General features: G+C 35.7%; 16 protein-coding genes. All 16 read right to left on the bottom strand.

Translation table 11 applies throughout. The annotated features are described in order from the left end of the window. Positions 1–51: 51 nt before the first annotated feature. The gene (locus N4270_RS07360) at positions 52–387 is read right to left on the bottom strand and encodes a DUF4870 domain-containing protein (RefSeq protein WP_260096379.1); all 336 of its coding nucleotides are present in this window, start codon (positions 385–387) and stop codon (positions 52–54) included. Positions 388–477: 90 nt separating this feature from the next. Then, entirely contained in the window at positions 478–1,062 is a 585-nt protein-coding gene (locus tag N4270_RS07355; RefSeq protein ID WP_260096378.1) for a TPMT family class I SAM-dependent methyltransferase, read from the bottom strand. Positions 1,063–1,126: 64 nt separating this feature from the next. Then, a complete protein-coding gene (locus tag N4270_RS07350; protein WP_260096377.1) occupies positions 1,127–2,134 on the bottom strand; it encodes a LacI family DNA-binding transcriptional regulator in 1,008 nt (335 codons plus the stop codon). A gap of 175 nt (positions 2,135–2,309) precedes the next feature. Further along, positions 2,310–3,227 (bottom strand): T9SS type A sorting domain-containing protein, encoded by a 918-nt coding sequence (locus N4270_RS07345; RefSeq protein ID WP_260096376.1) that lies wholly within the window; start codon positions 3,225–3,227, stop codon positions 2,310–2,312. 207 nt (positions 3,228–3,434) lie between these two features. After that, positions 3,435–4,319: a glycosyl hydrolase family 17 protein gene (locus tag N4270_RS07340; protein WP_260096375.1), complete on the bottom strand. Its 885-nt coding sequence runs from the start codon at positions 4,317–4,319 to the stop codon at positions 3,435–3,437. A 22-nt stretch (positions 4,320–4,341) separates the two neighbouring features. Beyond that, on the bottom strand, positions 4,342–5,814 hold the full coding sequence (locus N4270_RS07335; protein ID WP_260096374.1) for an MFS transporter: 1,473 nt from the start codon (positions 5,812–5,814) through the stop codon (positions 4,342–4,344). A 20-nt stretch (positions 5,815–5,834) separates the two neighbouring features. After that, complete coding sequence (locus tag N4270_RS07330) at positions 5,835–7,328, bottom strand: glycoside hydrolase family 30 beta sandwich domain-containing protein (protein WP_260096373.1); 1,494 nt, start codon at positions 7,326–7,328, stop codon at positions 5,835–5,837. A gap of 11 nt (positions 7,329–7,339) precedes the next feature. Continuing rightward, positions 7,340–8,353, bottom strand: coding sequence for a glycoside hydrolase family 2 TIM barrel-domain containing protein (locus N4270_RS07325; protein WP_260096372.1), 1,014 nt, complete (start codon positions 8,351–8,353; stop codon positions 7,340–7,342). Next, complete coding sequence (locus tag N4270_RS07320) at positions 8,350–9,660, bottom strand: glycosyl hydrolase family 17 protein (protein ID WP_260096371.1); 1,311 nt, start codon at positions 9,658–9,660, stop codon at positions 8,350–8,352. Before N4270_RS07320 ends, N4270_RS07325 begins: the two co-directional genes overlap by 4 nt. After that, positions 9,657–13,121 carry a hypothetical protein gene (locus N4270_RS07315; protein ID WP_260096370.1) on the bottom strand — a complete coding sequence of 1,155 codons (3,465 nt, stop codon included), beginning with the start codon at positions 13,119–13,121 and terminating at the stop codon, positions 9,657–9,659. Before N4270_RS07315 ends, N4270_RS07320 begins: the two co-directional genes overlap by 4 nt. Positions 13,122–13,327: 206 nt before the next feature. Continuing rightward, the gene (locus N4270_RS07310; RefSeq protein ID WP_260096369.1) at positions 13,328–15,019 is read right to left on the bottom strand and encodes a family 16 glycosylhydrolase; all 1,692 of its coding nucleotides are present in this window, start codon (positions 15,017–15,019) and stop codon (positions 13,328–13,330) included. 12 nt (positions 15,020–15,031) lie between these two features. Beyond that, entirely contained in the window at positions 15,032–17,116 is a 2,085-nt protein-coding gene (locus tag N4270_RS07305) for a hypothetical protein (RefSeq protein ID WP_260096368.1), read from the bottom strand. A gap of 26 nt (positions 17,117–17,142) precedes the next feature. Next, the gene (locus N4270_RS07300; protein WP_260096367.1) at positions 17,143–18,606 is read right to left on the bottom strand and encodes a RagB/SusD family nutrient uptake outer membrane protein; all 1,464 of its coding nucleotides are present in this window, start codon (positions 18,604–18,606) and stop codon (positions 17,143–17,145) included. A gap of 5 nt (positions 18,607–18,611) precedes the next feature. Further along, positions 18,612–21,638 (bottom strand): TonB-dependent receptor, encoded by a 3,027-nt coding sequence (locus N4270_RS07295; RefSeq protein WP_260096366.1) that lies wholly within the window; start codon positions 21,636–21,638, stop codon positions 18,612–18,614. Between the two features lie 236 nt (positions 21,639–21,874). Beyond that, the gene (locus N4270_RS07290; RefSeq protein ID WP_260096365.1) at positions 21,875–24,643 is read right to left on the bottom strand and encodes a triple tyrosine motif-containing protein; all 2,769 of its coding nucleotides are present in this window, start codon (positions 24,641–24,643) and stop codon (positions 21,875–21,877) included. Between the two features lie 128 nt (positions 24,644–24,771). Continuing rightward, positions 24,772–25,662: an alpha/beta hydrolase gene (locus tag N4270_RS07285; RefSeq protein ID WP_260096364.1), complete on the bottom strand. Its 891-nt coding sequence runs from the start codon at positions 25,660–25,662 to the stop codon at positions 24,772–24,774. Positions 25,663–25,760: the final 98 nt, after the last annotated feature.

Genomic DNA, 25,760 nt, shown 5'->3' with positions numbered 1-25,760 from the left:
CGCTCACTTAAAAAAGTGAGCGTTTTCATTTACCTCTTCTAATAAAAATAACTAACTAATAAAATTAAGAGATAAAGGATATCTTGGTGATTCGCCGTGACTTGCTTTTATAGCATTTATAATTGGATATATAAAGGATAAAAGACATAATGCTATTAATCCGAAAATACCAACAAGCACAAATACTAAAGGAATACAAATAATACTATAAATAAGCATACTCAATTGAAAGTTAACAATATGCTTTCCTTGCTCGTCCATTTTATAGACATTTTGCTTTTGAGTTACCCATATAACTAACGGCACTATGAGTCCGCCAAACCCAGTAACAAACGTGAGCAACTGACTCAAATGCGTTAAAACTAAAAGTTGATTATCTTGTCTCATGATGATTTTTGTTTTGATTGACATCTATAGGACGTCAACATCCTAAAAATGTTACATCACGTTGTCCATTTTAACGAAAAAAAACAAAATTTATTTTTTTACAACTTTGAAAAAGAGCTCTTTACCTTGACGTGCTGGGATAGAATTGTAACAATCATCCATAATTTGAATATCAAATGCTTCTTCAAACAAATGCTTATACAAAGCCTTATGACCTCCAAAAGGTGGTTGATCATTATTTAACGGACTATTAAACAACACACCAACCAGTATGCCTTTAGGAGTGAGAAGACTGGATGTTTTTTCAACATAAGCCGTTCGGAACTTGGGATTCAAAGCACAAAAAAAAGTCTGTTCAATGATGATATCAAAACTCATATCCAATTCAAAAAAGTCGGCATGAATTAGCTGAGTATCGGGAAAATCTGCCACTCTAGACTTGATATTATTCAATGCGGTTTTAGAAACATCAACCACATAGACATTTGTAAAACCCTTATGAAACAGATATTCGGCTTCGTAGGAGTTTCCGCCTCCAGGAATCAAGATTCGTAAAAATGTATCAGTAAGCTGATCTATGTACGCTTTAATTGGTGGCGACACAACACCTAAATCCCAAGGATTGTCATGTGATGCATAACGATTATCCCAATACGTTTCATTTAGGTCTTCCATATGAAGAGAGTGCTTTGTTACCTATAATTTAAAATAACGGTGATTACAAAACACGCTATAGGCTTTATTTCGTAGTTCCTCGCAATTGAAGTTGCGCTTTTATGGTCTTTATTTCTGTACTGGTTTCTGATTTATTTTGCAAACGATTTATTAATAATTCAACCGAAGCCTTTCCTACATCAATAGTGTGCTGAGAAATAGTAGACAATTTAGGGTCGGTAAACTGAAGCACATTTTCATCAGAAAATCCGATAATAGACAAATCTTCTGGTACCTTATAATTGAGTTTTAATGCTTTGTGAAGCGCCACAACTCCTGAGGTATTATCAATAGCTATGATGCCATCAATTGCTGCATGATCTTTAAAAAGTTTTTCAATTTCTGCTTCGATTGAACCATCTCGTTTAATCGCAATCACCAAAGGCTCTGAATCATAATTCTTGGCTTCTTTAAGGGCTTCATGATAACCGTTTGTTCTTAATTTACCAACACTCAATTCATCTATATTACTAATAAGAACGATATGTTTTCTTCCTTCGGAAAGAAGGTGATTGGTTGCCTGATAAGCTGCATCAAAATCATCAATAATCACTTTATCAGTTGTAATCTTTTCTGAAACTCTATCAAATAATACAATAGGCACATGTTGTTTTAATATCGCTTCAATATGGTCTAAGTTATTTGAAATTTGGGTTTCTTCAGCAATAGACATGATAAACCCATCAACACTTCCGTTAGATAAAAGTTGAAGACTATTGACTTCTTTAGCATACAATTCGTTTGACAAACAGGTGATAATATTATAGCCTTGTTTATTCGCCTCTTGTTCAATAGCAAATAACGCCTTCGCAAAAAAGTGGTTTAATATATTAGGTATAATAACACCAATGGTATTTGTTTTACTATTTTTTAAACTAACTGCCAGTTGATTTGGCTTATAATTTAAAAACTTAGCTAAGGCTTTTACACGCTCAATAGTATCAGGACTAATCTCGTCACTATCGTGTAAAGCTTTAGAAACTGTAGATACCGATACGTTTAATTGTTCTGCAAGATGTTTTAGTGTGACCATAATTGTTAAATATAAAAAGCGTATAGGTTTATAAAATTACATTCTTTTATCAGGAATTGAAAGTGTCAACTTAGTTTTTAATAAATTTTATAGTCTGATGTTCAATTTTAGTATTGAAAAAGAGCCGCAAGATGATAAACAAATGCGGCTCAGAGAGCTATTAGTTAGTTATCGACTACCTCTTAATTAGCTTTATTGTTTTAGTGCCTTTATCAGAACTTATTTTTGCGAAATACACTCCTGAAATTAAATTAGAAGCATCAATTTCTACATTATTACCTGATGTTTTCATCGTAAGTACTTGCTTTCCTAATACGTCAAAAACCTGAATTGAACTTATATCTTGAGTTGCTTTAACCATCCAGCTGCTGGCTGTCGGATTAGGAAACACTGAAAATTCATTAGTAGAAAACTCTTCCACATTTAATGTTGCTGGAGCTACGACTATACTTCCTAAATTATCATAGGCCGCATCAAAACTCATATCAAGATTAATATTAGGTCCAATCATTTGAAAGCCATATTGAATATGTTCTCCAGATGTAAATCCAGTGGCGTCCATTGTTAGAGTGAAATCTCCTGAAGTTGATCTTAAATCGATTATATCTGAAGCTAACACCGAACTAAAATCGGCAGCAAATACTTTAATAAATGCAGTAAAGCTAAAATCGTAAGGTGCAATACCTGTATTGTTCAAGGTGTTTGAAACAACCGAAGCATTAAAGGTAAAAGAAGTTCCGTTGAGCGTGGCATCTTCAATATAATGGTTGGCATCCATTATTTTGTTACCTCTTAATTGGGTGCCGTCACCTTGCCAGTATTCGGCTGGATCGCCAATTCGGTTTGGCTTTAAGGTTACCGTATTTGAACCTGTGTCTAAAATAGCTATTAAATCTGCAATTCCCCAACCTGAACCAAATTGAAAAGCACCATCACCGTCTGGTGCAGGTAAGTTAGCTACATTCATAAATGCCAGACCCGTTCCTGCTGGATCTGGACTAAAACTTGTGGCATCAAAATTAATATTAGTTTGGGCATTGGCAGGTAATAAAGCCAAAACAATCAATGCAATAAACATGTATTTTTTTTTCATAATCTGTTGTTTTTATATTAGTTATTTAAATTATTCTGAATTATTAGTAGTCTGAATTACAGTATTGATAAATATAAGGTGCAACCGTAAAACGCCCTAAAAAACCACCACTACAAAAAGCATACAAACGAATTTTTTTTCTGTTTCAAAAAAAGTTCTAAAAAGCTTACTACAACTGGGTTTACACGTGATCTTATACCTTTTTAATTAAAATTTCAAGGTTTCATTTTTATCCCAAAGTCCCCAATAAGCACCTACATCGCCTTCGGCTCCAACTTTCCATGACTCATCAAAGGAAGAAAAATAAAACATCTCAATTTGATCTTCTTTAGACCATTGTTGTGCATTTATAAAGTACTTTATGGCATTCTCAAACGATGGATGCGCACCTTCAAAACTTGATCCAGAATTTGGCCAACCTGTTTCAGTTACAATAACTTGTTTTCCGTTGGCAGCCAGTTTTGCTTGTGCAAACATTTCCTTCATATACAATAAAGAATACTCTAGAGGGCAACCTTCCCAAAACGGATAGCAATTGGCTAATATGATATCACATGCTTCAGTAATTTTAGGTCTTTCAGTAAACTCATAATAGGCATCTACATATCCCATTGGAATTTCTGGAATTTCCTGCTTAACTTGATGCATAAAGTTTAATAACTCATCTTCAGTTAAATCACCACGATACATGACTTCATTACCCACAGCAGCGATATTGACAAAACCCTCTTTTGCTAATTGAATAAGACCTGCGATTTCACGTGTATTAATTTCAGCGTCATCACCTAACCAGGCACCAACTAAAGTTTTGATACCATATTCGTGAGCGATTCGGGGAATGAGTTCGTTGCCATCGGTACATGAAAAGGTGCGAATCCATTTTGTATAGGGTTTAATAATTTCCATACGTCGGCGTATTTGTGCTTCTGAAATTTGATCACCAGCAGACTGTCCCTCTTCATACGGACTAAAACACAGTCCATGCATCCCATTATTAAATATTGTTTTGAACGTTTTTTGTAAATCTTCTTTAGATTTATTGGCAAGATCTACTCCTGCCAACGCCATTACTTTACCAGCTCTAACCGACATTATATTCTGTTTTATTTGATGTTTAATCTATTTCAATAGTTTCTTGTGAATTAGAAGCGTTACGCTTCGCTTCAATAGCTTTACGTTTATCTAATTCGGCACGAATTTCTCCAGCACGCGCTTCGGTAATATCATAATCACTCATGACATAAATGGCTATTAAAGTGCCAAGAATTGGCAAGCCAGAGAAGAACAATCTTAGTCCGGTTAACGCTTCTTCAGTTTGCGTCGCTGCGCCTGACTCAAATCCGATGATTGAAAAAATAAGTCCGGTCAATCCACCAGCAATACCAAAGCCAAATTTTACCATCCACCAATAAATAGCTCCAAAAATACCTTCACGTCGTTTTCCTGTATTTAATTCATCTAAATCAATAACATCTGCTGTCATTGACATCATTAACGTAAACAAGCCTCCAATTCCAAATGAGAAAAACGGAAGGGCAATTAAAAACATATAAGGTTTACCAGGAATAAATAAAAACCAAAGCATAATATAGCCTACTATAGAGATAGATTGTGACACTATAAATGCTTTCTTTTTCCCGAGTGTCTTTGACATTTTAGTGACTACAGGAATCACCAAAAAGGAAGTCACTAAGGCGCCTACGCTTCCGAACAATGTTGGCCACCACCAGGCGCCATCTGGACCTGTAACACCATCAAACAAATAGTATACAATTATAAAATACGTGAATGCTGCTACAGTATTAAAAGCATTAAAGACTAAAAAAGTGGCGATACACAATTTTCTAAAAGGCTTCATTTTTAAAGCCTCTTTAAAGTTTACAACAAAGATTGTACGTAACTTTTTCAATATATTTTTAAACGTGACATCTTCATAATCTTCATTTAAAGTAGATTTTCCTTTTATAAATATTGCAGGTGTCATCGCTAAAATCATACAAACAATTGCCACCCAAATGGCTAATTCTCTAACGGCAACTTCACTAGATGGAAACCAGTCTTTATCGTCCATTAAAATCCAAAACCACGGAGCAATTACCCAAGCCCATTGTCCGATAAACTGAGCAACTGCCATAATATTCGTACGCTCATGAAAATCATCACTCATTTCATAACCCATCGCTACATAAGGCACGCTAAAAATTGTGAGTCCTAAATAAAATACTAATGACCAAAAAAGGAAGTAGTAAAAATTATAATCAATAGAATTATCTTTAAATAATTGCCACATGATTATAAAGGATATACCCATGATAATGGCACCTAAAAAGACATACTGTCTTCGTCTGCCCCAACGTGATCTCGTATTATCAGAAATATAACCCATAATAGGATCTGTAATAGCATCAAAAAGTCTTGGAACCAACGAAACAACACCCCACATCCAACCAGGAAAGCCTAGACTCTGCACCAGCACTACAATAAATATACTAATGATTGCAGGGAACATTTGATTGGCAAGCATTCCAAAACCAAAGGCGACTTTCTGGCCCATTGGAACTTTCAGAGAAGGTGTTATGTTTGACATAATTAGTTTGTTTTAAAACTCTATTTTGCTGGTAATACTATCGTTTGAATAGTTTGCGCTCCAACGCTGATATTCGTTGTTAGCCCTTTCAAGTTTAATGTAAAGTTTTGAGCCGTTTTTCCTTCGTTAAATACAACAACTGCAATTGATCCATCAGGATTTTTAGCAGCAGTAACCATTAATGCATCGTTAGTATTTTGAACGTCTATAATCATTGCGTTTGGTCGTATATAGCGACTAAAATGTGACATGGTATAATAGATTGGTGTAAAATAAACCTCATCATTATCAGGATCTACAATCACTGGAGCAACACACCAGTTTTCAAACCAGTTTGGTCCTCCTTGCTTGTCTAAAACCATGTTCCAGTCAATCCAGCCATCGACCCAATTATTAAGGCAACCAATAATATCTCTTGCATACCTATTTACAGGCGCATATTTTGGATGTAAATGTTTTTGTTCATCAGGCGCCCAATCCCATCCCCAATCTGTAGCTTCTTTTGACCAATACCAAGCATCGTCTTGCCATTTTGGAATTTCAGAATCGACACAGCCTTCAGTTTCTATGAGATATTTATCAGGTGCTTTATGATGTGCATATTGCAAATCTTCTGGAAAATAATCATAAGTGCTTTCATACCAGTGAATCGCTGTTCCTGCAAAATATTTTGATGAGGCTTCATCTTTAAACATTTCATCGACCCATTCTTTTAAACCCGCTCTATTTTGATCATATCCAAGAATCTTGACGTCTCCAAATCCGTCAGACTCTAACTTCGGGCCTAAGTGGTTTTGAACAAAATCGGTTTCTTCTTCCGGAGAAAAATGCATACTTTCCCAGTTATTCCCATTTCCGTGAGGTTCATTAACAGGAGTTAATCCCCAGATATCAATACCTTCAGCTTTGTAAGCTTCTAAGTATTTAGAAAAATAGGTTGCAAAAGCTTCGTAGTATTCAGGTAGTAATTTTCCGCCGACATAGGCTTTATTATCTTTCATCCAAGGTGGAGCTGTCCAAGGTGACGCCACAATACCAAATCCGTCTTTCGATATCGCCATAGCCTCTTTAATCATGGGAATCAAATCATCACGATCTTCCTCAATAGAAAAGTTATTGATTTCAACATCACCTTCAACAGGTGCATAGGTATAATTAGTTAATGAGAAATCGCAAGACGCTATATGTGTTCTGGTTAAAGAATAGCGTGCACCAGATTCGCCAAAATAAGCTTCAAGTACTTTTTCTCTATTAGCTTTACTAAGTTTATTCAACAAATAAGCTGAAGATTCGGTAAACGAGCCTCCTATTCCAGTAATTTTCTGAAACGTTTTCTCAGGAATTAATGTTATCGTATCGCCATTTGATTCGGAAGGAAACTCTTTAATTTTTGTCAGTTGATTTCCACTGGCAGACGTTTCATAAACTTCTACCATTAAAGCGGTTTCTTTTTTAGTACAACTCATTATCGCAAACAATAAAAGCATGTATAAATTAGGTTTGATCAATTTCATATGCTTTGGTTTTAGTTTTTATTTAAGCTCTGGTACTTTTCCTTGAGTACGTTAAAGACTTGCTTTTTATTTCTATCGATATCTACAATGCCCCAATATTCCTCGTTAGGTGCGCCATCATAAGGAATTCCTGTACTATTTGGTGCATATCCACCAATATCTTGTGTGTCGTTGTTTCCTGCTTTCCACCAGCCATCAGTAAACGAAAATAAGGTCACTCCCGAACAGATATCAGTATTCTCAAACACTTTGTTTAAGATGTGTTTTGCAGCATCAGCCTGAGCCTTCTGGTTTTCACCTTGCTTATAACCTGCTTTTTCGATAGACATATAGCTATCGCCACCAGTTTCAGATAAGTACATAGGTTTAGAACTCACTGCTTTCCATAGTTTGAAAATTGATTCAGGATTATCCCATCTGTAGACATTCATTCCCCAGACATCAATATTCGGACTCATTTCTAATGCCAATGCATCAGGCAAATCACCATGAGCCGTTGTTGTTGGATGATTAGGGTCGTTGGCGTGAATTACTTCCGCAGCATCATTCATGGCTTTGTACCAGTTTTTAATATCGTCTCCAAACCATTCAGGATGGTAATTGTATTCGTTTCCTAATTCCCACATCAGGATGGCACTGTGATTTTTGTAAGTGTTGACGTAATCGATAAAGCTTCCGGATTCGATATCATAGTGACCACCTTGATTATAGCCAAAGCCCATAATGACTTTTATTCCCGCTTGGTGAATTTCATCTAAAACCTTAATATCATCAATTGGCGCATAGACTCTAATGGTATTGATACCAGCTTCGGTCATTAAGGCTAAATCTTGAGTAAGCGTTTTAAAACTTCGGTTATTTCCACTGCCTTTTGGAACCGGATGATAACAAATACCCTTAATCGTGTACAAGGAGTCGTTGACATAAATATGGCTATCCTTAACCGAAACAGTTGTGTTTTGCGATGTGCTTTTACAAGACATTACAATAAATGAGAGGACTAACAATGTAATAGATGTTCTCATTTTGATTGTGGTTTTAGTTCAGGAATCATGACCTCTTTCATTAGTTCATCTAAGTTTCCGTTGTATGTTTTAGTAATCGGATTTCCATTTCTGGTCAATCCTTTAAAAAGACCTTTATCTACCAAATCCCAAAGCGCATATTTAGCCTTTCCATCGATAGTAAATAAACCAAAATGATTTTCGGAGCCTTTAGGATTTTCAGCATCTTTCCAGTGTTCATCAAATGCTTCAAAATAAAAGCAAGACATCCCAGCTTTATTGGTCCATTCTCTCATATGCTGATAATAAAGTGCTTCTTTATATTCGTCGGTTGCTTTTGATCCATTGTTTCCGTAGAGACCTCCAGAAAAACTAGCCCAACCTGTTTCTCCGATATGAATAGGTTTATCAACACCTAAACTTTTTACATAGGCTTTTACGGCTTCATATTGCGACATTGCATACACTTTCGCTCTCAACATTGCCGAATCAATTTTAACTTTTTTAGAGGCCTTTGTTTCAGTTTCTGAAATTCCCCAAAATACCGGATGGTAATGTGTATCGTGCATCGGATAGGTATGCATTGAAATATAATCGACAGCATGTATCAGTTTTTCTAAGTCTGCGACATGATACTCTGAATCTCCTCCACCCCAAGACGCAAAGTTATCTGAACTGGTAATCCATAAATCTTTAGGTAATTCACCAGATTTTTTAAGGGCTTGTAAATGATTCACCCATTTTAAAATTACACCTGGTTGTACATAATAAGCCGTAGCCCATTTCACCATGGCTTCATTTCCGACGGCAAGAATTTTGACGATTTCAGGATATTTTTTTGCAAGCATTACCGCAGTTTGAACTTCAACAGGGTTACGTTCACTTTCCTGGTTATGATCTGGTTTAACGTTATCCCAGTTAAAGGCGTTTTTACAATCAATCCAAATACCGAGCATCACATACATTTCGAAGTCTGCGTTTTCATCTTTTAATTGACGAATAGCCTCTAACACATTAGCAGCCTGGTCTAAATGAACGTTATAGGTTCGTAAGATTTTCACTCCCATGGCATTAAGAATCAACATATCTTCTTTAAGATCATTGATGCTAGGCTGGTCATCTCTGGATGTCGTTCGATAGCCACCATAAGAGATGGCTACATACTTTGGATTTCCTAAAATGTCTTTCGCATTCAAATTTGATTGGTCTTTAATGGCTACTGAATTATTTTCTTTACTGATGTTTGTTTGACATGACAACACAAGAAGTATAGCAAACACGCTTACTGCCAATTTTATACGTTTTAAATTGTGCTTGATCCATTTCATTTTTTCAGTTCTACAACTATATGATGGATTTCACCTGTTCTGTTAAACAATTTTTTACTCGTTTCTATATCTGTTGTTAAGCCATCAAACTCTGTAACAGATTGATTATTAAAGCTTACAGTAATATGATTTTCATCTGAAATTTTATAAATCACAGGTACCTGACAATAGGTAAAACAAAGGGAACCCTTTTCTAATGGAATGGTCTTGATCTCTTTATTTATATCTGTATAGGTGAATGTATTTGATTCTTCTAAAAACTCATTAGCTCTCAATAATCTAGGATTGAACACTAAAATTTCATTCCTAACAAACACGCCTAATTCACCAAATCGGCACAACACATCCTCTTTTACTTGTCCGGTCATTCCTGGTTGCTGCGCTCCCTTACCTGCTGGTGTATGTGAATAAGGATCGGTTGGAAACGCTCCATATAGTTCTGGCGACTTATGGACTCCAATGCCTTCATTGATTTCGTAATAGTGTTCGAGTAATCTTCCAATCACTTCTTCGCTTTCATTTTGAGCTACAGCTAACAAACAGTTTTCTTGAACCGCTAAAAGTAACTTAGATACCATATGCCAATAAATAGACCCTAATCCTTCATAACCGAAAAATGTTCCTGAGCGACCTGTAAACGATTTGTGGTCGAAAATGTCTTCAAAAATATCTAGAAGTAAATGCGTTTCCTCTTTGATTAGGTCTTGATATTTTTCATCATCTGAAAGCTCATATAAAGCAGTTTTCAAACTTTCAGCATTATTAAAATTGCCATTAAAATGATACTGTCCTAAAACATCTTTTTCTATAATTTGCGTATTACCATCAGCAATAAGTTGCTGTAATAGTTTTGATGATTCAACTGATGTCTCAGGAATATTATTTTTATCGACAAAGCGTGGTAATTCTTTATTTGGATATAAAATATAACTGTATTGGTCTTCTCTGAACAAGGCGCTTGCCTTCAAACCGTCTAAAACACTGAGAGCTTCTTTTGGTTCTAAATATCCTGAACTTAAGACAGCCACCTGACCTTCTAACATTTCTGATAAATAAGAAATTGAAACTTCTTTATCATTGTCAACAGTCATCAAATTATAAGCATGGTATAGATTATCGGCTCTTTTATTTGCTTTAATTGTATGATCTAAATACGTTTTGAGGAGTGTAAAAAACTCCAGTAAATCTGCTTTAGACACCTGTTCTTTATCGCTTGAAAATCCTGATTCATAAATCTTTAATCTGTAAGTACTTCCCGCTGTACCAAGACCATCTAAAATTGTTTTTCTATCGGTATCTGAAACTTTGCCTGACAATACTTTAGCGTTATCAACTAAAGTCGACACTACAGATTTGAAAAATATTTTAAGCTCAATTGAAAGGCTGTAGTTATCTTCATCAGATATCTCAACTATGTCTTCAAAGAAATTGATAAATCGCCTTAGGTAATATAAGGTGACCATAGATACGCCGTTACCAACTAAAGCGTTGTTGGCATCGTTCCATTCGGGACGTTGGGTGTTTAGCCAAATACCAGCTTCTGGAATAAAATTAGATACTTTAGCCAAAACGGTAGCTAGTAATTTTTCGATTAGATTAACCTTATGAATAAAGAAATTTTCATCTCGTAATAAAGCGCCATCTGCACCTAAACGTCCTTTTTCCTGATTAATCTTTTCGTCTAGTTCATAATCAAAATCGATAGTGTCTTTCGGATTTTTAAGAATCTCTTGATAGCTCTTGATTTTATAGGGCACATTGGCATAAACGAACACATCTTTTGTAAAACTTTTAGCTAATGTATTCGGAAAATGATGTTCAATACATTCTAAAAACTTTAGCAAGTAAATGATTTGATGGTCGCCCCAATAGCCAATGTATGACCATGGATCATCTTCTTCAATTACTTCCCAATCAAAACCATCTTTGGTGACACGATACGGATTATAACCTTCAAAGGTTGTTGCATTCAAGAATTTATGAATCATGCCTTCCATAAACATCGGATAAGCATGTGCCAATGTTTCCCAGTTTTGAAAAATATCACGCCAGTTTCCTTGATAATCTAAAATTTTAGAACCATCAACTTCACTTCGGGTATTGATTGAAAACTTATTCCAAGGTCTACTTGGATCGCCATGGCGTCGACTAAACTTTAATGGTAAATATTCGTAACAAAGCCTTTTAAAATTTTTATCTTCATCATTGTCGGCTATGGTTTTTATAGTGTTTACATCAAAAACTTCGGGTAGTTGACTTAAAATTGTCTCTTTCTTCTTTGTGACTTTTTTGTTCGCTTTCGCTATATATTTGACAAAATCATCTTTTTCAATGCGATAGTCATCATCAAAAATCCCACCTCTCATGATATTGAAAAGCGTATTGGCAAAATGTCTTGTATCTCTTAACTGGTCATCTGTTACTTGAATGCCATCAGAAGCACCAACAAGTTCTTTAAGATTTTGTGTACCTTCATTGATATCTTCTTGAACAAGTGCTTTTAGGTTACGGTTATGTTTTAGTTGTTCTGAAATATCTTGAATAGCACTAATGGTCTGATTTACATTAGCGACAAACATCCAGTTTTTTTCTGCATGAGGTTCCAGATTTAAAGTTTTAGAAATAAAATAGGCACCTTTTTCAGCTTTGATATCTTTTTCTTGATGTATGGCTTTACCTTTTCTGAAATTATCCAGTTGTAAGGATGAAATTAAGTGTGTAGGATTATCTAGTCCGACAGACCACACGCTATTAGCCTTTAATGCTTCACTCGGCTCTGCTTTATCAACTATAATGGCGCTTAGCGCATAAATACCAATCCCAGTATCTGGTTCTAACTCACATTTTTTATAGGCATCAATAAGGTTGCTTGTCGAATTTTGAAAAACGGAATCCAATCCGTAGGGTAAAATATTCTGAATGCCGTCTAGAACAGTCACCTTTGTATTTTCATTACTATTACTAATGATTTTGGCATGTCTAACAAAACCAAATTGATTACTCGAACACCATTGATATTGAAAAGTGAGGTCTAAATCTTTATTTATTTCTTCAAAAAATATTTTGTTACCATAAGTGTTTTTATACACATTTCGTTGGATCCTATAAACACCTTCGTAACGATTAGAAAAAGGTTCCCATAAAAACGTTTTGTCATCTTTACAGACATGTATGATGGTTTTACTACCTGTCGTTTCTAGGGATTCGGTTATTTTATCATCTGTATAATAGGGAAACAATGCATTATTAGCGTCCTTTCGTCCAGCGGTCAAAGCACCATTACTTGAAATAAACATCCAGTGATTAGAATTACTCACAAGACTCATAAAAAATGGTCGCATTAGATTACTATTAGAAATCTTATAATAAGCTTCATTATCAATAACTAACAGTTCTCCTTTGACTTGATCCTCTTGAAAACTAGCTGGCTTATGCCCTATGTATATTTGGTGTGTATTCATTTCTGAATTAATCTCTATATGATAAAATGTGTCGTGAAAATTGTGCGCATACAAATTGTAGACTTTCTAAATATCACTTATAAAAAGTCGTCTACATTGTCACATAGTCACTGACTATTAACTTTGTTTGTACATGATTAAAAGGTCGATCCATAACAACCGACCTTTTAATTACAACTAAAAAATCAAAATTTAAGCTTAACGAATTATTGATAAACTCTCACGTAATCAACTTCCATGGTAGACTCTACAAATGCAGGATCAATTGCGCCTCCAAAACTTCCTCCCATAGCGACATTCATAATTAAAAAGAAGTCACTATTAAATGGTAAGGTTTCGTTGTTTTCGAAGGTGAAGTGAATTATATTATCAACTGCAAAAAGAATTTCATCGTCTTTCCACTCCATAGTATAAGTATGAAATTCGGAGCTTACCGTCGAAATATTGGTATTAGCGCCAACGCCATCACCTCCTGAATTTCCAGGATAATGCATCGTACTAAATATGGTGTTTTGCGTATTCCCAACATGCTCCATAATATCCATTTCGCCGCAGGCAGGCCACGGATTCGTATCATAGTTTGCACCTAGAGTCCAAAGCGCAGGCCAAGTCCCAGCTCCAGTTGGAAGTTTTGCTCTAATTTCTACGCGACCATTAGTAAACTCAAAAAGGTTTTCAGTTTTAATTCTAGAAGAGGTGTAATTACTACCCATAAAAGACTCGGCTTTTGCGGTAATTTTAAGAACTCCATCTTCCACAATAATATTATCAGCCTCATCAGTATAATATTGTGATTCACCATTTCCCCAACCGTTATCACCAGTTCCTATATCATAGGTCCAATTGGCTGGATTAGGTGCGCCATCAGTATCAAATTCATCTTGCCATACTAAATCATTAAATACTGTTTCGAGATCGTTAGATCCTGCATCAGCTGGATTATCTGTAGAAAACTTATGATACCAATATAGCACAGGATTTAATCCGTCAATAGTTCTCACATATAGTGTATTTTCAGTAACTGAAATAATATCATAAGACGACGAACTCACATAATACCCCATAAAAGCATCATTTGAAAAATTCATTGTCGTCCCTCTTGCATTAAAGTTAGGATCAGGCACTGAAGACCAGTCAAACGAAGAAGGCGCCAAAGACACATTACTTACTCCAGACGTATCAAATTCAAAACAAGCATCTTCTCCTGCATCTTCTCCAATAACTCCCTGATGTCCGACGTTAAAAAATGTTTGTCCGTTATTATTCAACTGGTAAGTTAAATTATTGTCGGCATCTAGTGAAAAGGTCAACTCGTCATCACATAAGCAGTCACTTATTTCGTCATTACATTTTTCAAAAGGTTGTGCAGCGAAGAAACTAGGAAACCAAAATGCATCTGCAGAGATTTCTGGTGTACCACCAACGCCTAAATGACCAACTTCTGATGCTGCCAAATACCACACTTTTGAAGATCCAACACCTCCAGAAAGTAACTCTTTGGCTTCTTGGTCGTCAAATGCACTAAATACAGCTACACTAACCGCAGTACTGGTTGTAACACCACCTGTTCCCGACGCTATAACTGTAACATTATAGGTGTTTAATCCGGTTAAATTAAATCGGTGAGTAGCATCTCCAGATGGCGCAACTTCAACATCGGTATTATCACCAAAATTATATCTATAGGTTATTGCATTATCGGCTGTAGCAGTGAAATTCACAAAACCAGATCCATCACCATTTGGGTTTTCTGCATCCACACCAACGATCTCAAAAGTAAGTGTCAAATTTGATGGTGCGATAACATCACCAAACTCTTGGTCTTCATCTTGACAAGTTAGTAATAACAGTCCAAAAATGGCTGTTAACAGGATTTTATAATTTTTTATATTCATCATATTGTGTCTATCTTAAAGTTTAACAAGTTTATATTGCCAGAACACTCCAGAACCTGCTTCTATATACACTTGCATTGTATTGCTATCGACTAATGTCACGTTATAGGTAATTGAGTCTGGTACAGCTACATTTGGTAATTCGCCTTGATTGTTCGCTTTAGGAAGTCCAATATAGGATCCGACGCCATTAATGGTTACTGTTCCAGATTCTGCATCATAAGTATAAGTTGCAGGATTTGAACCATCATGAGGAGCAACAGGAGTTCCGCAAGTATCAGAACCACCTTGCCATCCTTCGATGAAAGTTTCGGCTCCTAAAACATTCATAAAAGAACCATCACTTCCGAAGACATAAGTATCGTCATAATAACAGGCTCTATCTGTAATACAATCATCATTACATGCATACCAGCTAACATCTCCCACAGCTGGTCCCACTCCTAAAGCACCATTTTCAGCAGCCATTTGCCATGTTCCAGTTAACGGACTTGGCGCTTCGCCTTCACGTATCAATTTATATTGCCAAAATACGCCTGCACCTGCTTCGATATACATTTCCATGGTATCATTTGTTAAGGCAGTTACTGTATAGGTAATTGAATTTGGTACAGCAACATTTGGCAATTCCCCTTCATTATTCGCTTTTGGAAGTCCGATATAAGCACCTGTTCCACTCACTGTAAGTGCACCAGACGCTTCATTATAAGTAAATGTTGCTGGATTTGAACCATCGTGCGGAGCAACAGGAGTTCCGCAAGCATCAGAACCACCTTGCCATCCTTCGATGAAAGTTTCGGCTCCTAAAACATTCATGAAAGAGCCATCACTTCCGAAGACATAAGTATCGTCATAATAACAGGCTCTTTCAGTGATACAATCATCATTACAAGCATACCAGCTAACATCGCCAATTGCTGGACCTACTCCTAAAGCGCCATTTTCTGGAGCTAATTTCCATGTTCCTGCTATAGCAGCTGGAGAAGATGGAGATTTATAGAAGTATACATTATCGATAAAGAAATCGAATGTTCCTGTTGGTAATCCTGAGAATATTAATTGTTGAATTGAATTGGTCGCTGTCATGCCAGCATCGGTAAATGCGCTCATCGGTATTTCTAAAGACACCCATTCGTTTTGAGCTAAATCGTCGAATACAATTTCTGCTTCGGTAGCTGTTCCGCCTAAATCCACTAATTTAACTCGAAACGTCGTCGCATTTGCGGTCCAAAAATCAAGATGGAAAAATTCCATATCTGAAGCATCTACTGCGGCATCGCCATAAAACTCAACACCTACAAAATCGGCATCGGCATAAAACTTTGTGTCATTACCATCAATTTGTAAATCTGTTAAGGTACTTGTGCTCCAATCGGCTCTCCAAGAACTTACAGCCACATCTAACTGGTATGTATTACTAAACATGGAGATGACATCATCTTCAGATCGTGTTGGAGGAGTTGGCGCACTTGCTAAAGGTTGTAATATTTCGGTAACTACAAACTCTTCGGTATAGATCGTTGTTTCAATGGCAGCACTAAAGGCTGTCACTGTAATCGTATAAGTTCCTGCTGTTTCATAAACATAAGACACTGTCTCTCCTATATTTCCCATTAATGGTGCTGCTCCTGCCACTCCAAAATCTACTTCGTAATTCATAGCTAAATCGGCTGTAGCAGTCACATTAACCTGTCTCGAAACTGCGGTGTCATTTTCAATAGTCACTTCTAAATTTTGAGGTGCCAAAAATGAAACCTGAATGGTTTGAACTGCAGTAGTTGATTGTCCGGTAATTCCAGTAGCAACCACTACAACATCATAAGAACCTTCTTCATATATATGTTGTGTACTTTCTCCAGGATTTAATACTTCGGAAGTTCCTGATCCGTCTCCATAATTAATTTGGAAATTAGCAACACCTTCACCAAGAGGCGTTAATGTTACTAAGCCCGTATTATCTGGTGTAACCGTTGCCAATAACGATACGTTTGTTGGCGCAGGAATATTGTTAACGAAATTCGTTTCATTATCATCATCTGTACAGCCAATAATTACTGTTATTAACAATAATAAGCTAAATATGTGTTTTAATGTTTTCATTGTGTTCTCTTTTATAGTTGTTTTTTTTAATATCCTGGATTTTGTTCCCATTGGTTTCCTGCTAATTGAATCTCAATAGCTGGAATTGGAAAGACTTCGTGTTTTCCGGCTTGAAAGCCATCAATTTCATTTGCAGCTCTTCCGGTTCTAACTAAGTCAAAAAAGCGGTGTCCCTCTCCTACTAGTTCTACGCGTCTTTCGTGATAGATAGCCGTTGTTAATGCTGAACCTGTTGCGGTAATATTATTATCAGAATTACCAAAAGCACGTTCTCTTACTCTATTGAGGAATTGCTGTGCTCTCATATCATCAATACCGCCTCTGTTAAATGCTTCGGCAGCCATTAATAACACATCTGCAAATCGTATGGCTCTGTAATTATTGGGATTGGTAAGATTAGCATCACCTGTGTTTAAATCACCTTTACGAGCGATGTATTTTCTATTGTAATATCCTGTATGCTCAAAACCTGTTGAGAAGGTTGCTCCGGTTTGAGCCGCCCAATCGTCGATATCTAAAATAGCTGTTTCAAAGCGGTTATCTCCTGGTTCAAATTCGTCAACCACTTCTTGAGTTGGAACATTAAAACTAAATCCCGATTCAAATTCTGGCCCTTCATAACTACGTATACCATTAAAACCTACAGCAACATTCCCTTCGCTACATTGTAAGCAGTCAAAACCTGCACCTTCGGTATCGGTATATTGTACTTCAAAGACAGATTCGATATTGTTTTCATTATCATTTTCAAACATGGTACTATAATCGGTTAGCAAATCATAAGGTCCGTTATTGATAAGATCTTCAAGAACACTGGCAGCTTCAGAAAATTTCTCCTGAAACAAATACGCTTTTCCCAATAATGCCTGAGCAGCACCTTTAGTGACTCTTCCTGTTTGTGTTTGTACGTAAGGCAGATTGGCAGCTGCAAAAATTAAATCCTCTTCGATTTGAGCATAAATTTCAGCTTTAGGTGTTCTTTCAATACTGAATTGATCTCCAAAAAGAATTCGTTGATCCACTGCAAAAGGCACATCACCAAACCATTTGACCAATTCGAAATAGTAATAGGCGCGCAGGAATCGAGCTTGTGCTAACACACCTGCTTTTCCTTCAAAATCAGTTTTATCCTGAAATTCCATGATGTAATTTGCGCGATTAACACCACTGTACATCCAACCCCAAATATCTCGTATTTGCTGATTAATTGGTGTATGAATCATGTCATCAACTTCCTGAATTCCTGGAACGTCGATAGCACTTTCGCCACCTGCCAATGTGTTGTCTGAAGCAATCTCACCAAGCATCACGTTAAGGTAAGTAGATTGTAACAAGTCGTATGCTCCAATAAGTGCGTTCTGATAATCTTCTTCTGTGTTGAAGAAATCTTCAGAGTTTTGATCTTGCGAATCTACATCGACAAAATCATCACTACATGACCAACAAATGAGTAGTGCAAAAACCGTGTATTTTAATGTTTTTAAGTTCATCTGAATTAAAATTTTAAGTTCATACCAAGTAAAAATGTTTTCGGATTAGGATAAAAACCGTAGTCAATTCCACCTCCAATAGCTTCTCCTGTTGAAGCAGTAGGATCATATCCTCTATATTCTGTAAGTGTCACTAAGTTAGCAGCCGACACATAAAACCGTAGTTTACTGATTTTAGAATTTTCTAAAACCTTATCTGATAAGCTATAACCTAACTGAATGTTTTGTAATCGAATAAAGTCACCATCTTCTACAAAAAAGTCTGAAAACAAACTGTTAACATTCGCTCCTGAAGTCACTCTAGGAAAACTATTTGTAGATCCCTCACCTGTCCATCGATCGAGATAGTAAACACTTCTGTTCGTTAAGGCCTGGTTTCTTTCGTAGTTTCTTACGATTTTGTTTCCAACTGAAGCAAACGCATAGGCGGCAAAATCGAAGTTTTTATATTCAAAAGACAGATTTAATCCCATGGTTGCTTTTGGTAGCGGATTACCAAGATCTGTTTTATCATTATCATCAATAACCCCATCACCATTCACATCTACAAATCTTAAATCTCCTGGTTGTACTGTGCTGTTTAAGGTTGGGTAAGCATCTATTTCGGCTTGATTTTGGAAAATCCCATCTGTTTTATAACCTCTAAAATATCCAATTGGAAAGCCTTCTTCCATTCGGGCTGGTGGATCCTGACCTACTCCAAATGAACCTCCAGACAGGAAGTCACCATCTGCACTAACTTCGACAACATTATTATCTAAAGTTGCAATGTTATAACGTATGCTGTAATTAAAATTATCATTAACAACATTGTTATATCCTACTGAAAATTCAAAACCTTTATTTTCAACAATACCAGCATTGACAACAGGCGCACTAGAACCAGGTGCTGTTACACCTAATAGTCCTGAAACTTGTGGTACAATTAATAAATCTTCGGTTCTCTTTTTATAGTAATCCATGGTAATATCCAATTGATTATTGAATAGCTTGGCATCAATTCCGATATCAACTGTTTTTTGCTTTTCCCAACGGATTTCAGGATTAGAAACCGCTCCTATGGCAGTACCAAACTGAATTTCATCATCGATAACATAGGTACCTTCACCGTTTAACAGCGATACAAATCTAAAATCTGGAATTCTGTCATTTCCTAAAATACCGTAAGAACCTCTAAGTTTTAAAAAGTTAATGGTATTGTTATCACTTAGAAAATCTTCTTCAGAAATAATCCAACCTACAGAGCCTGAAGGGAAAATACCAAACTTGTTTTCTGGGCCAAATTTTGTGGAACCATCACGTCTCACCACTGCCGAAAGCAAATACTTTCCTTTGTAATCATATTGTAATCTTGAGAAATATGATAATAGTCTCGCGTCAAATTCTGCATTTCCGTTAGGATAAATATTTTGTAAATCTGATGCCTGTTCTAAGGTCGCATTCTCCACTGCGTTTCCTGGCACGTCAAATCCTACAAATCCGCTAAAGCTGCCTGTAGTTTTAAATACTGAGGTTGCTACTAAAAGACTTAGATTATGAACATCATTAAATTTGTTTTCATATTTAATAAAAGCATCAAAAGTGTAATCTCTAAAAATGTTGTTATTGACTACCACTTCACTACGATCTCTGTTAAATACTTTACCATTTCCAAAGAATGCTACAGGATTAAAAGCAAAGCTTTCTACTTCCGCATAATTAAACTGATAATTAGCTTGAGCTGTAAAGTGATCTAAAAAATTATAGGATAGACTTACGTTTCCGGCAATTTTATCGACAAATGTTCTATTAAATGTATTATCGATTTGCGCTAATGGATTGATCACTTCGTTACCTAAACCTTCAGCTATTGTATAAGCACCATTTTCATCTCTAACAGAAAATGTTGGCGCCATATTGAGGGCATTAAATAACACCGAACCTAAACCTGTTTCGGCTAATGTTTTTCGATTTGTATGTGTAAAGATTAATCCGGATTTAAGTTGAAAGTTGTCTAAAAAATCTAAGGTATAATTTCCACGTTGCGTATATCGTGAGAAGTTAGATTTACTTCCGCCTACGATACCATCTTGAGAAAGAAAAGACGCGCCATAGGCATACGATGATTTTTCTTTACCTCCTTTAATTGTTGCTGAAATATTATACTGTGCTGCATTTTGAAAAACTTCGTCCTGCCAATCTGTGCCTTGACCTAAAGCAAAAACATTATCAAAAACCAGAGGCTCACCATTGGCTGCAAAAGCTTCGTTTACTAACAGTGCATACTCTGTAGCATTAAGAGATGGAATTTTTCTTGAGGTTTGCTGAATTCCTCCAAAGGTGTTTATTTCAACAGATAAAGGGACATTTTTACGACCCGTTTTGGTTGTAATTAAGATAACGCCGTTTGCAGCTCTAACACCATAGATACCAGCAGTGGCATCTTTTAAGACATTTAAGGTTTCAATATCGTTTGGATTGATAACACTTAAATCTTCGATGACGTTTCCATCCACTAAAATTAAAGGTCTGTTATCACCATTAGTCGACACCCCTCTAATACTAATTGTTGATGCACTACCAGGAGAACCAGATTCGGAAGTAATATTAACTCCGGCAACCTGCCCTTGAAGTGCCTGTTCGATACGTGTAGGTTTTAAGTTCTCAATCGTTTCACTAGAAACTACAGCAACTGCTCCTGTAATTTCTTTTTTCCTTTGAGTTCCATAACCTATAACAACAACTTCGTCTAGGGATTCGGCATCTTCCTCTAAGGCGATACTTATTGTAGTGTTCTCGATTACAACAAACTCTTTGGTTTTGTAACCAATATAAGTGAAAACTAATGTAGAATTAACAGGCACATTAGTAATTGTGAAAACCCCATCAAAATCTGTAGAGGCTCCTTTAGCTGTTCCTTTAACCAAGACGTTTACTCCTGGTATAGGTTGTCCTGTTGCCTGATCTGTAACTGTACCTTTTACTGTAACCTCTTGACTAAATGAGAAGGTGGTCATCAATAAAAGTAAGAAGGATAAAAATTTTGCTGTCATATTGTTTGATTGTTATAATGTAAAACTATGACATCAATTTGATAATCTTTCAAAAAACGCCACTACAAAAAACATACATCGCAATAAAATGATTAATTTATTGCGAAATACACATTTAAAGCATTGAAAACAGCCTAAAAACTTGGTGTTCCAATTTGTTAATAAAAAGCAAGTAATAGTGTGAAAACTTAGAATGTAGTGGTAATGTATAGCTAAAAACAGCTGTTGTTTGGTTGTTATATTTCTAAAATATAATTTGTTAAGCTAGATTCATGTGGCAAATCCATTTTTTTTCGCAATCTATAACGTTTTACTTCCACACTTTTTGGTGAAATGTTTAATAAAGGTGCAATTTCTTTTGAAGATAAATTAAGTCTTAAGTAAGCACATAATTTAAGATCGTTAGGCGTTAAAGAAGCATGTTTTGCTTTTACCTTTTTTAGAAAATCTTTATCAGCGTTATTAAAGGCTTCTTCAAAAAACTTCCAATCATCGGTATTATTTAAATTTTTATCAATAATCTTTATAACGGAGTTCAAGCTTTTAGTAGCCTCAGCACTTTTGAGTTCTTCTTTGATGCTATTTAAAAATTCATTCTTTTTTATCAAACTCATTGTCGAAATCGCAAGCTCGCGGTTTTTATTTTCTATATCTTGTTGTAATTGCTCATTTCTCAATCCCATTAATTCTTGAGCATTTTCCAGTTCTTTAAGTTCAAGTTCGCGTTTAGACTTCTCGATGACTTTTCGTTGTTGGTTTCTGTAGTATCTACGGTAATAATAATGTATGATGAGTAATAAAATTATAACAGACAACAGGTACAATGTAATCGCTAAATTTGACAATAACAGTGGTCTTTTAATAGTAAAGGTATAGGACGCTATATTATTGGTGAGTGTATTTCCCGATTTTCCTCGAACATTAAACGTATAGGTCCCAAATGGCAGGTTTTCAAATGTGTTAGAAGACTGCTCAGACCAATCAGACCAGTTATCAGACAAGCCTAAGAGCTGAAACTGATACTTATTAGGGATGATTTCACCATAATTTGGGAAACTGTAATCAAAACTAATATTATTAGTTTTATTATTAAACGTAGCTGCTTCAGTAGGATCTAGACGTTTTTTTGGCTGATCAATTTCATGAACTTCTAAGTTATTTATGAGAATTTCAAATTCTTTTTTTGGTGGAATGATATCGTCATTAATTAATAAGTATCCATTATACCTTCCTAAGAGATACTCATTTGCACTAATCTTAGTTACGTTTCCGAAGCCTGCAACCACATTTTTAATGGAGTTGGAAATAGGAAACAATTTCATATTAGGCATTTTGCTCATGGCACCGTGAGAAATAAACGCAATATTATCATTAGCATATCGCCATAGCACCTCAGGTTCACCATTGATTCGCATTAAGGTAGTCAAGGTTTTAAAGGGTTTAAACAAATTAGAAAAAGAAGTGTCTTTTTTAAACTCTCGGTTTTGATTTTGTTTATAGACGCCTTCTGAAGATACATATATTAAATCGCCATTGTAGTTTACTATATTAGAACCGACACCTTTATAAATATTCTCAATACGATTAATGTGTTCAACCGTTTTATATGTCTCATCGACTTGCAATTCATACAGTCCTTTTAATTCATGATTGACATAGAGCTTCCCGTTAGCAAATTCGAAAAACCTGCTTGAAATATCAATGCCTTCAATTTTATTTCTGTAAACCCAATTATTTTCAACCTTTTCTAATACATTGAGTCCGTTAAAATTACCTTGCAAAATCATATGGCTCCTATTTGGAATAGGCTTAAAATCCCAGGTTCCATTGGCTTCATCAATAGTATTAACGACTGTATTTTGTTCGATAATCATCGTCCCTTTATTGTGACCACAAAATAGTTTATTATCAATATTGGCCAAAGCCCAGACTTGACCTTTGGTGCCTTCCATAAATTTAAACTCCTCATCAGTATCGCGTTTACGATAAAAGACCCCTTGATTGGTTCCGAGATATAAGGTGTTTTGTATGACTAAAGACGCATAAATAGTTCCTAGTCTTCCGCTGTCATCATTATAGATTCGGTAGGGTGACGTGACATCAATAAAGCTAATTCCGTTATCGAGACCCAACCATAAGTTTTGGTCTATATCCTGGTCAATAGATAACACCGTATTGTTTAGTAATCCGTTATTCTGATTTAAGGCATAATTAATTTCACCTTGTGAGGTCATAAAAATGATACCGTTTGAAATAGTTCCTAAGACAAAAGAATCGTCCTTTAATTTTAAACTACTAAATACATTCGTAGTCAACAAAGTAGGATTTGCTGGAATATCCCATTGTTTTAATCGCTTATCATCTAAAACAAAAAAGCCTTTTTCCTGGGTTTGTATCAAGAACGTATCGTCATGCTGAAATGTATTAACAATGGTATTTGATTTTAGAATTGAATCTTCTGAAACCAATACAGCCTTACCATTAATTATTTTGAATAGACCGATGCCTTTTTTCTGAAAATAAAAAACACCATCAGACACTGTCATTTTAGACAACTCTGTTTCAGAATCAATAATTTTAACAGACAAATCTGAAGTATTGACAATATATATTCTATTTAACGATTGGAATAGCACCCAATTTTCTTGAGCGATAATATCCCAAAACTGCTCATCTTCAACAAGATCGATATCAAGTTTTTGAGATAATGAAGTATACTCAAGGACGCCAAGCCTGTTGCGTTTCCAAAAACCAAACTCCATATAACCACCAGAATATACGCGATTATCAACGGGTTCAACCGATCTCAAAACAGTTTTGTTTGGCGATTCATATAGCTGCCAATTAGCACCATTATATTCTAAAAGCCCTAGACTATTAGCAACATAGATGTATTTATCATCACCTTGAGAAATCGACCAGTTTTGGTTTTCGGCATTATAATCTTCAGAAGTAAAATTTTGTATAGGAGGTAATTCTTGAGCTAAAAGCCCCACGCTGCTCATGCAGATAACGCAAGCAATAAATCGTTGAATTATTTTATAAATCATAAAACTAACAGAAGGATATCTTTACAAAATAATACTAAATTCAGAGATTACAAAACAGGAATCGTTTCTGTAAGTAAAATTGCCTAAGGTTTAAACTCTAAACGTTTGGTTTGTATAACTTTAGATTTTATGACTGTTAAATTGAGAAAATTCATAATATGGTCGAGTTCGTGAAATGGAATTGCAGCAACTTCATGTCGTCCACCTTCTACTCTAAACAAATAATAAGACGCATTGAGTTGCTCTAATCGTGTAAAAATAACACCAGCACCATTAAGCATTAAAAACCCTTTGTCTTCAGGCTTACAAAAATGATGCGGATTCTTAGAATATGGAACAAGGTTATCTTTGGTGCCGTGAAATAACACCGTAGGAATTGCAGTTTCTGATGTGATATACGATTCATCTACCATTGCGCCTGCGAAAGATACCAATCCAGCATATTTAATATGATCATAGGCTGTGGTATCTTCAATAAAATAATCTTTCATATAGACAGCACTCAAAACCGCTTCGGCTCCTGCACTGCTTCCGCCTGCTATGATTTTATTGACATCAACATGCAAAGAATCGCTCATTGAAATAATAAAATTTGTCGCATCTAGAAAGTCTTCAGCAGCTTGAGCAAATGTAAAAAGCTTTTCTCTTTTTGAACAATCACAACCAAAACCGGTTTTTGAACCTTGTCGTAATAAACGATATGAAATCGAGACGCCTACATAACCTTTATTAGTAAGGTAATTCATGAATTTTTTTTCGTCATTACCATCTCTATATCCTCCCGAAAATCCGCCACCATGCATCCAAATCAGTACAGGTTTTTTTTCATTTTCTAAACTATTTACTGGAGTATACACATCTAATTTTAACGAATCATTTTGCTTAACCACATAGGTATACGTCGTTACCTGCTGAGAAAACGAGTACAACGGAATGATTAAAAAGGCTATCAAAAATTTGAGTTGTATTGTCATGAGTATTAAAATAAAAATCTGGAAATAGACGCACTTCCTTTAGACTGTTTGATAGTCGTCATTAAAAACAAATCCCTACATCGTAGTATTCAAAGTTA

The sequence above is a fragment of the Psychroserpens sp. SPM9 genome, assembly GCF_025153525.1.
Taxonomy (GTDB): domain Bacteria; phylum Bacteroidota; class Bacteroidia; order Flavobacteriales; family Flavobacteriaceae; genus Psychroserpens.
This window is presented reverse-complemented; position numbering and strand designations above follow the sequence as displayed.

Bases quoted from the DNA above. Each gene is read 5' to 3' on its own strand.
- N4270_RS07330 (WP_260096373.1), bottom strand. From the start codon at position 7,328: ATGAAATTGATCAAACCTAATTTATACATGCTTTTATTGTTTGCGATA.
- N4270_RS07325 (WP_260096372.1), bottom strand. From the start codon at position 8,353: ATGAGAACATCTATTACATTGTTAGTCCTCTCATTTATTGTAATGTCT.
- N4270_RS07285 (WP_260096364.1), bottom strand. From the start codon at position 25,662: ATGACAATACAACTCAAATTTTTGATAGCCTTTTTAATCATTCCGTTG.
- N4270_RS07315 (WP_260096370.1), bottom strand. From the start codon at position 13,121: ATGAATACACACCAAATATACATAGGGCATAAGCCAGCTAGTTTTCAA.
- N4270_RS07335 (WP_260096374.1), bottom strand. From the start codon at position 5,814: ATGTCAAACATAACACCTTCTCTGAAAGTTCCAATGGGCCAGAAAGTC.
- N4270_RS07300 (WP_260096367.1), bottom strand. From the start codon at position 18,606: ATGAACTTAAAAACATTAAAATACACGGTTTTTGCACTACTCATTTGT.
- N4270_RS07355 (WP_260096378.1), bottom strand. From the start codon at position 1,062: ATGGAAGACCTAAATGAAACGTATTGGGATAATCGTTATGCATCACAT.
- N4270_RS07310 (WP_260096369.1), bottom strand. From the start codon at position 15,019: ATGATGAATATAAAAAATTATAAAATCCTGTTAACAGCCATTTTTGGA.
- N4270_RS07305 (WP_260096368.1), bottom strand. From the start codon at position 17,116: ATGAAAACATTAAAACACATATTTAGCTTATTATTGTTAATAACAGTA.
- N4270_RS07350 (WP_260096377.1), bottom strand. From the start codon at position 2,134: ATGGTCACACTAAAACATCTTGCAGAACAATTAAACGTATCGGTATCT.
- N4270_RS07290 (WP_260096365.1), bottom strand. From the start codon at position 24,643: ATGAGCAGCGTGGGGCTTTTAGCTCAAGAATTACCTCCTATACAAAAT.
- N4270_RS07340 (WP_260096375.1), bottom strand. From the start codon at position 4,319: ATGTCGGTTAGAGCTGGTAAAGTAATGGCGTTGGCAGGAGTAGATCTT.
- N4270_RS07295 (WP_260096366.1), bottom strand. From the start codon at position 21,638: ATGACAGCAAAATTTTTATCCTTCTTACTTTTATTGATGACCACCTTC.
- N4270_RS07320 (WP_260096371.1), bottom strand. From the start codon at position 9,660: ATGAAATGGATCAAGCACAATTTAAAACGTATAAAATTGGCAGTAAGC.
- N4270_RS07360 (WP_260096379.1), bottom strand. From the start codon at position 387: ATGAGACAAGATAATCAACTTTTAGTTTTAACGCATTTGAGTCAGTTG.
- N4270_RS07345 (WP_260096376.1), bottom strand. From the start codon at position 3,227: ATGAAAAAAAAATACATGTTTATTGCATTGATTGTTTTGGCTTTATTA.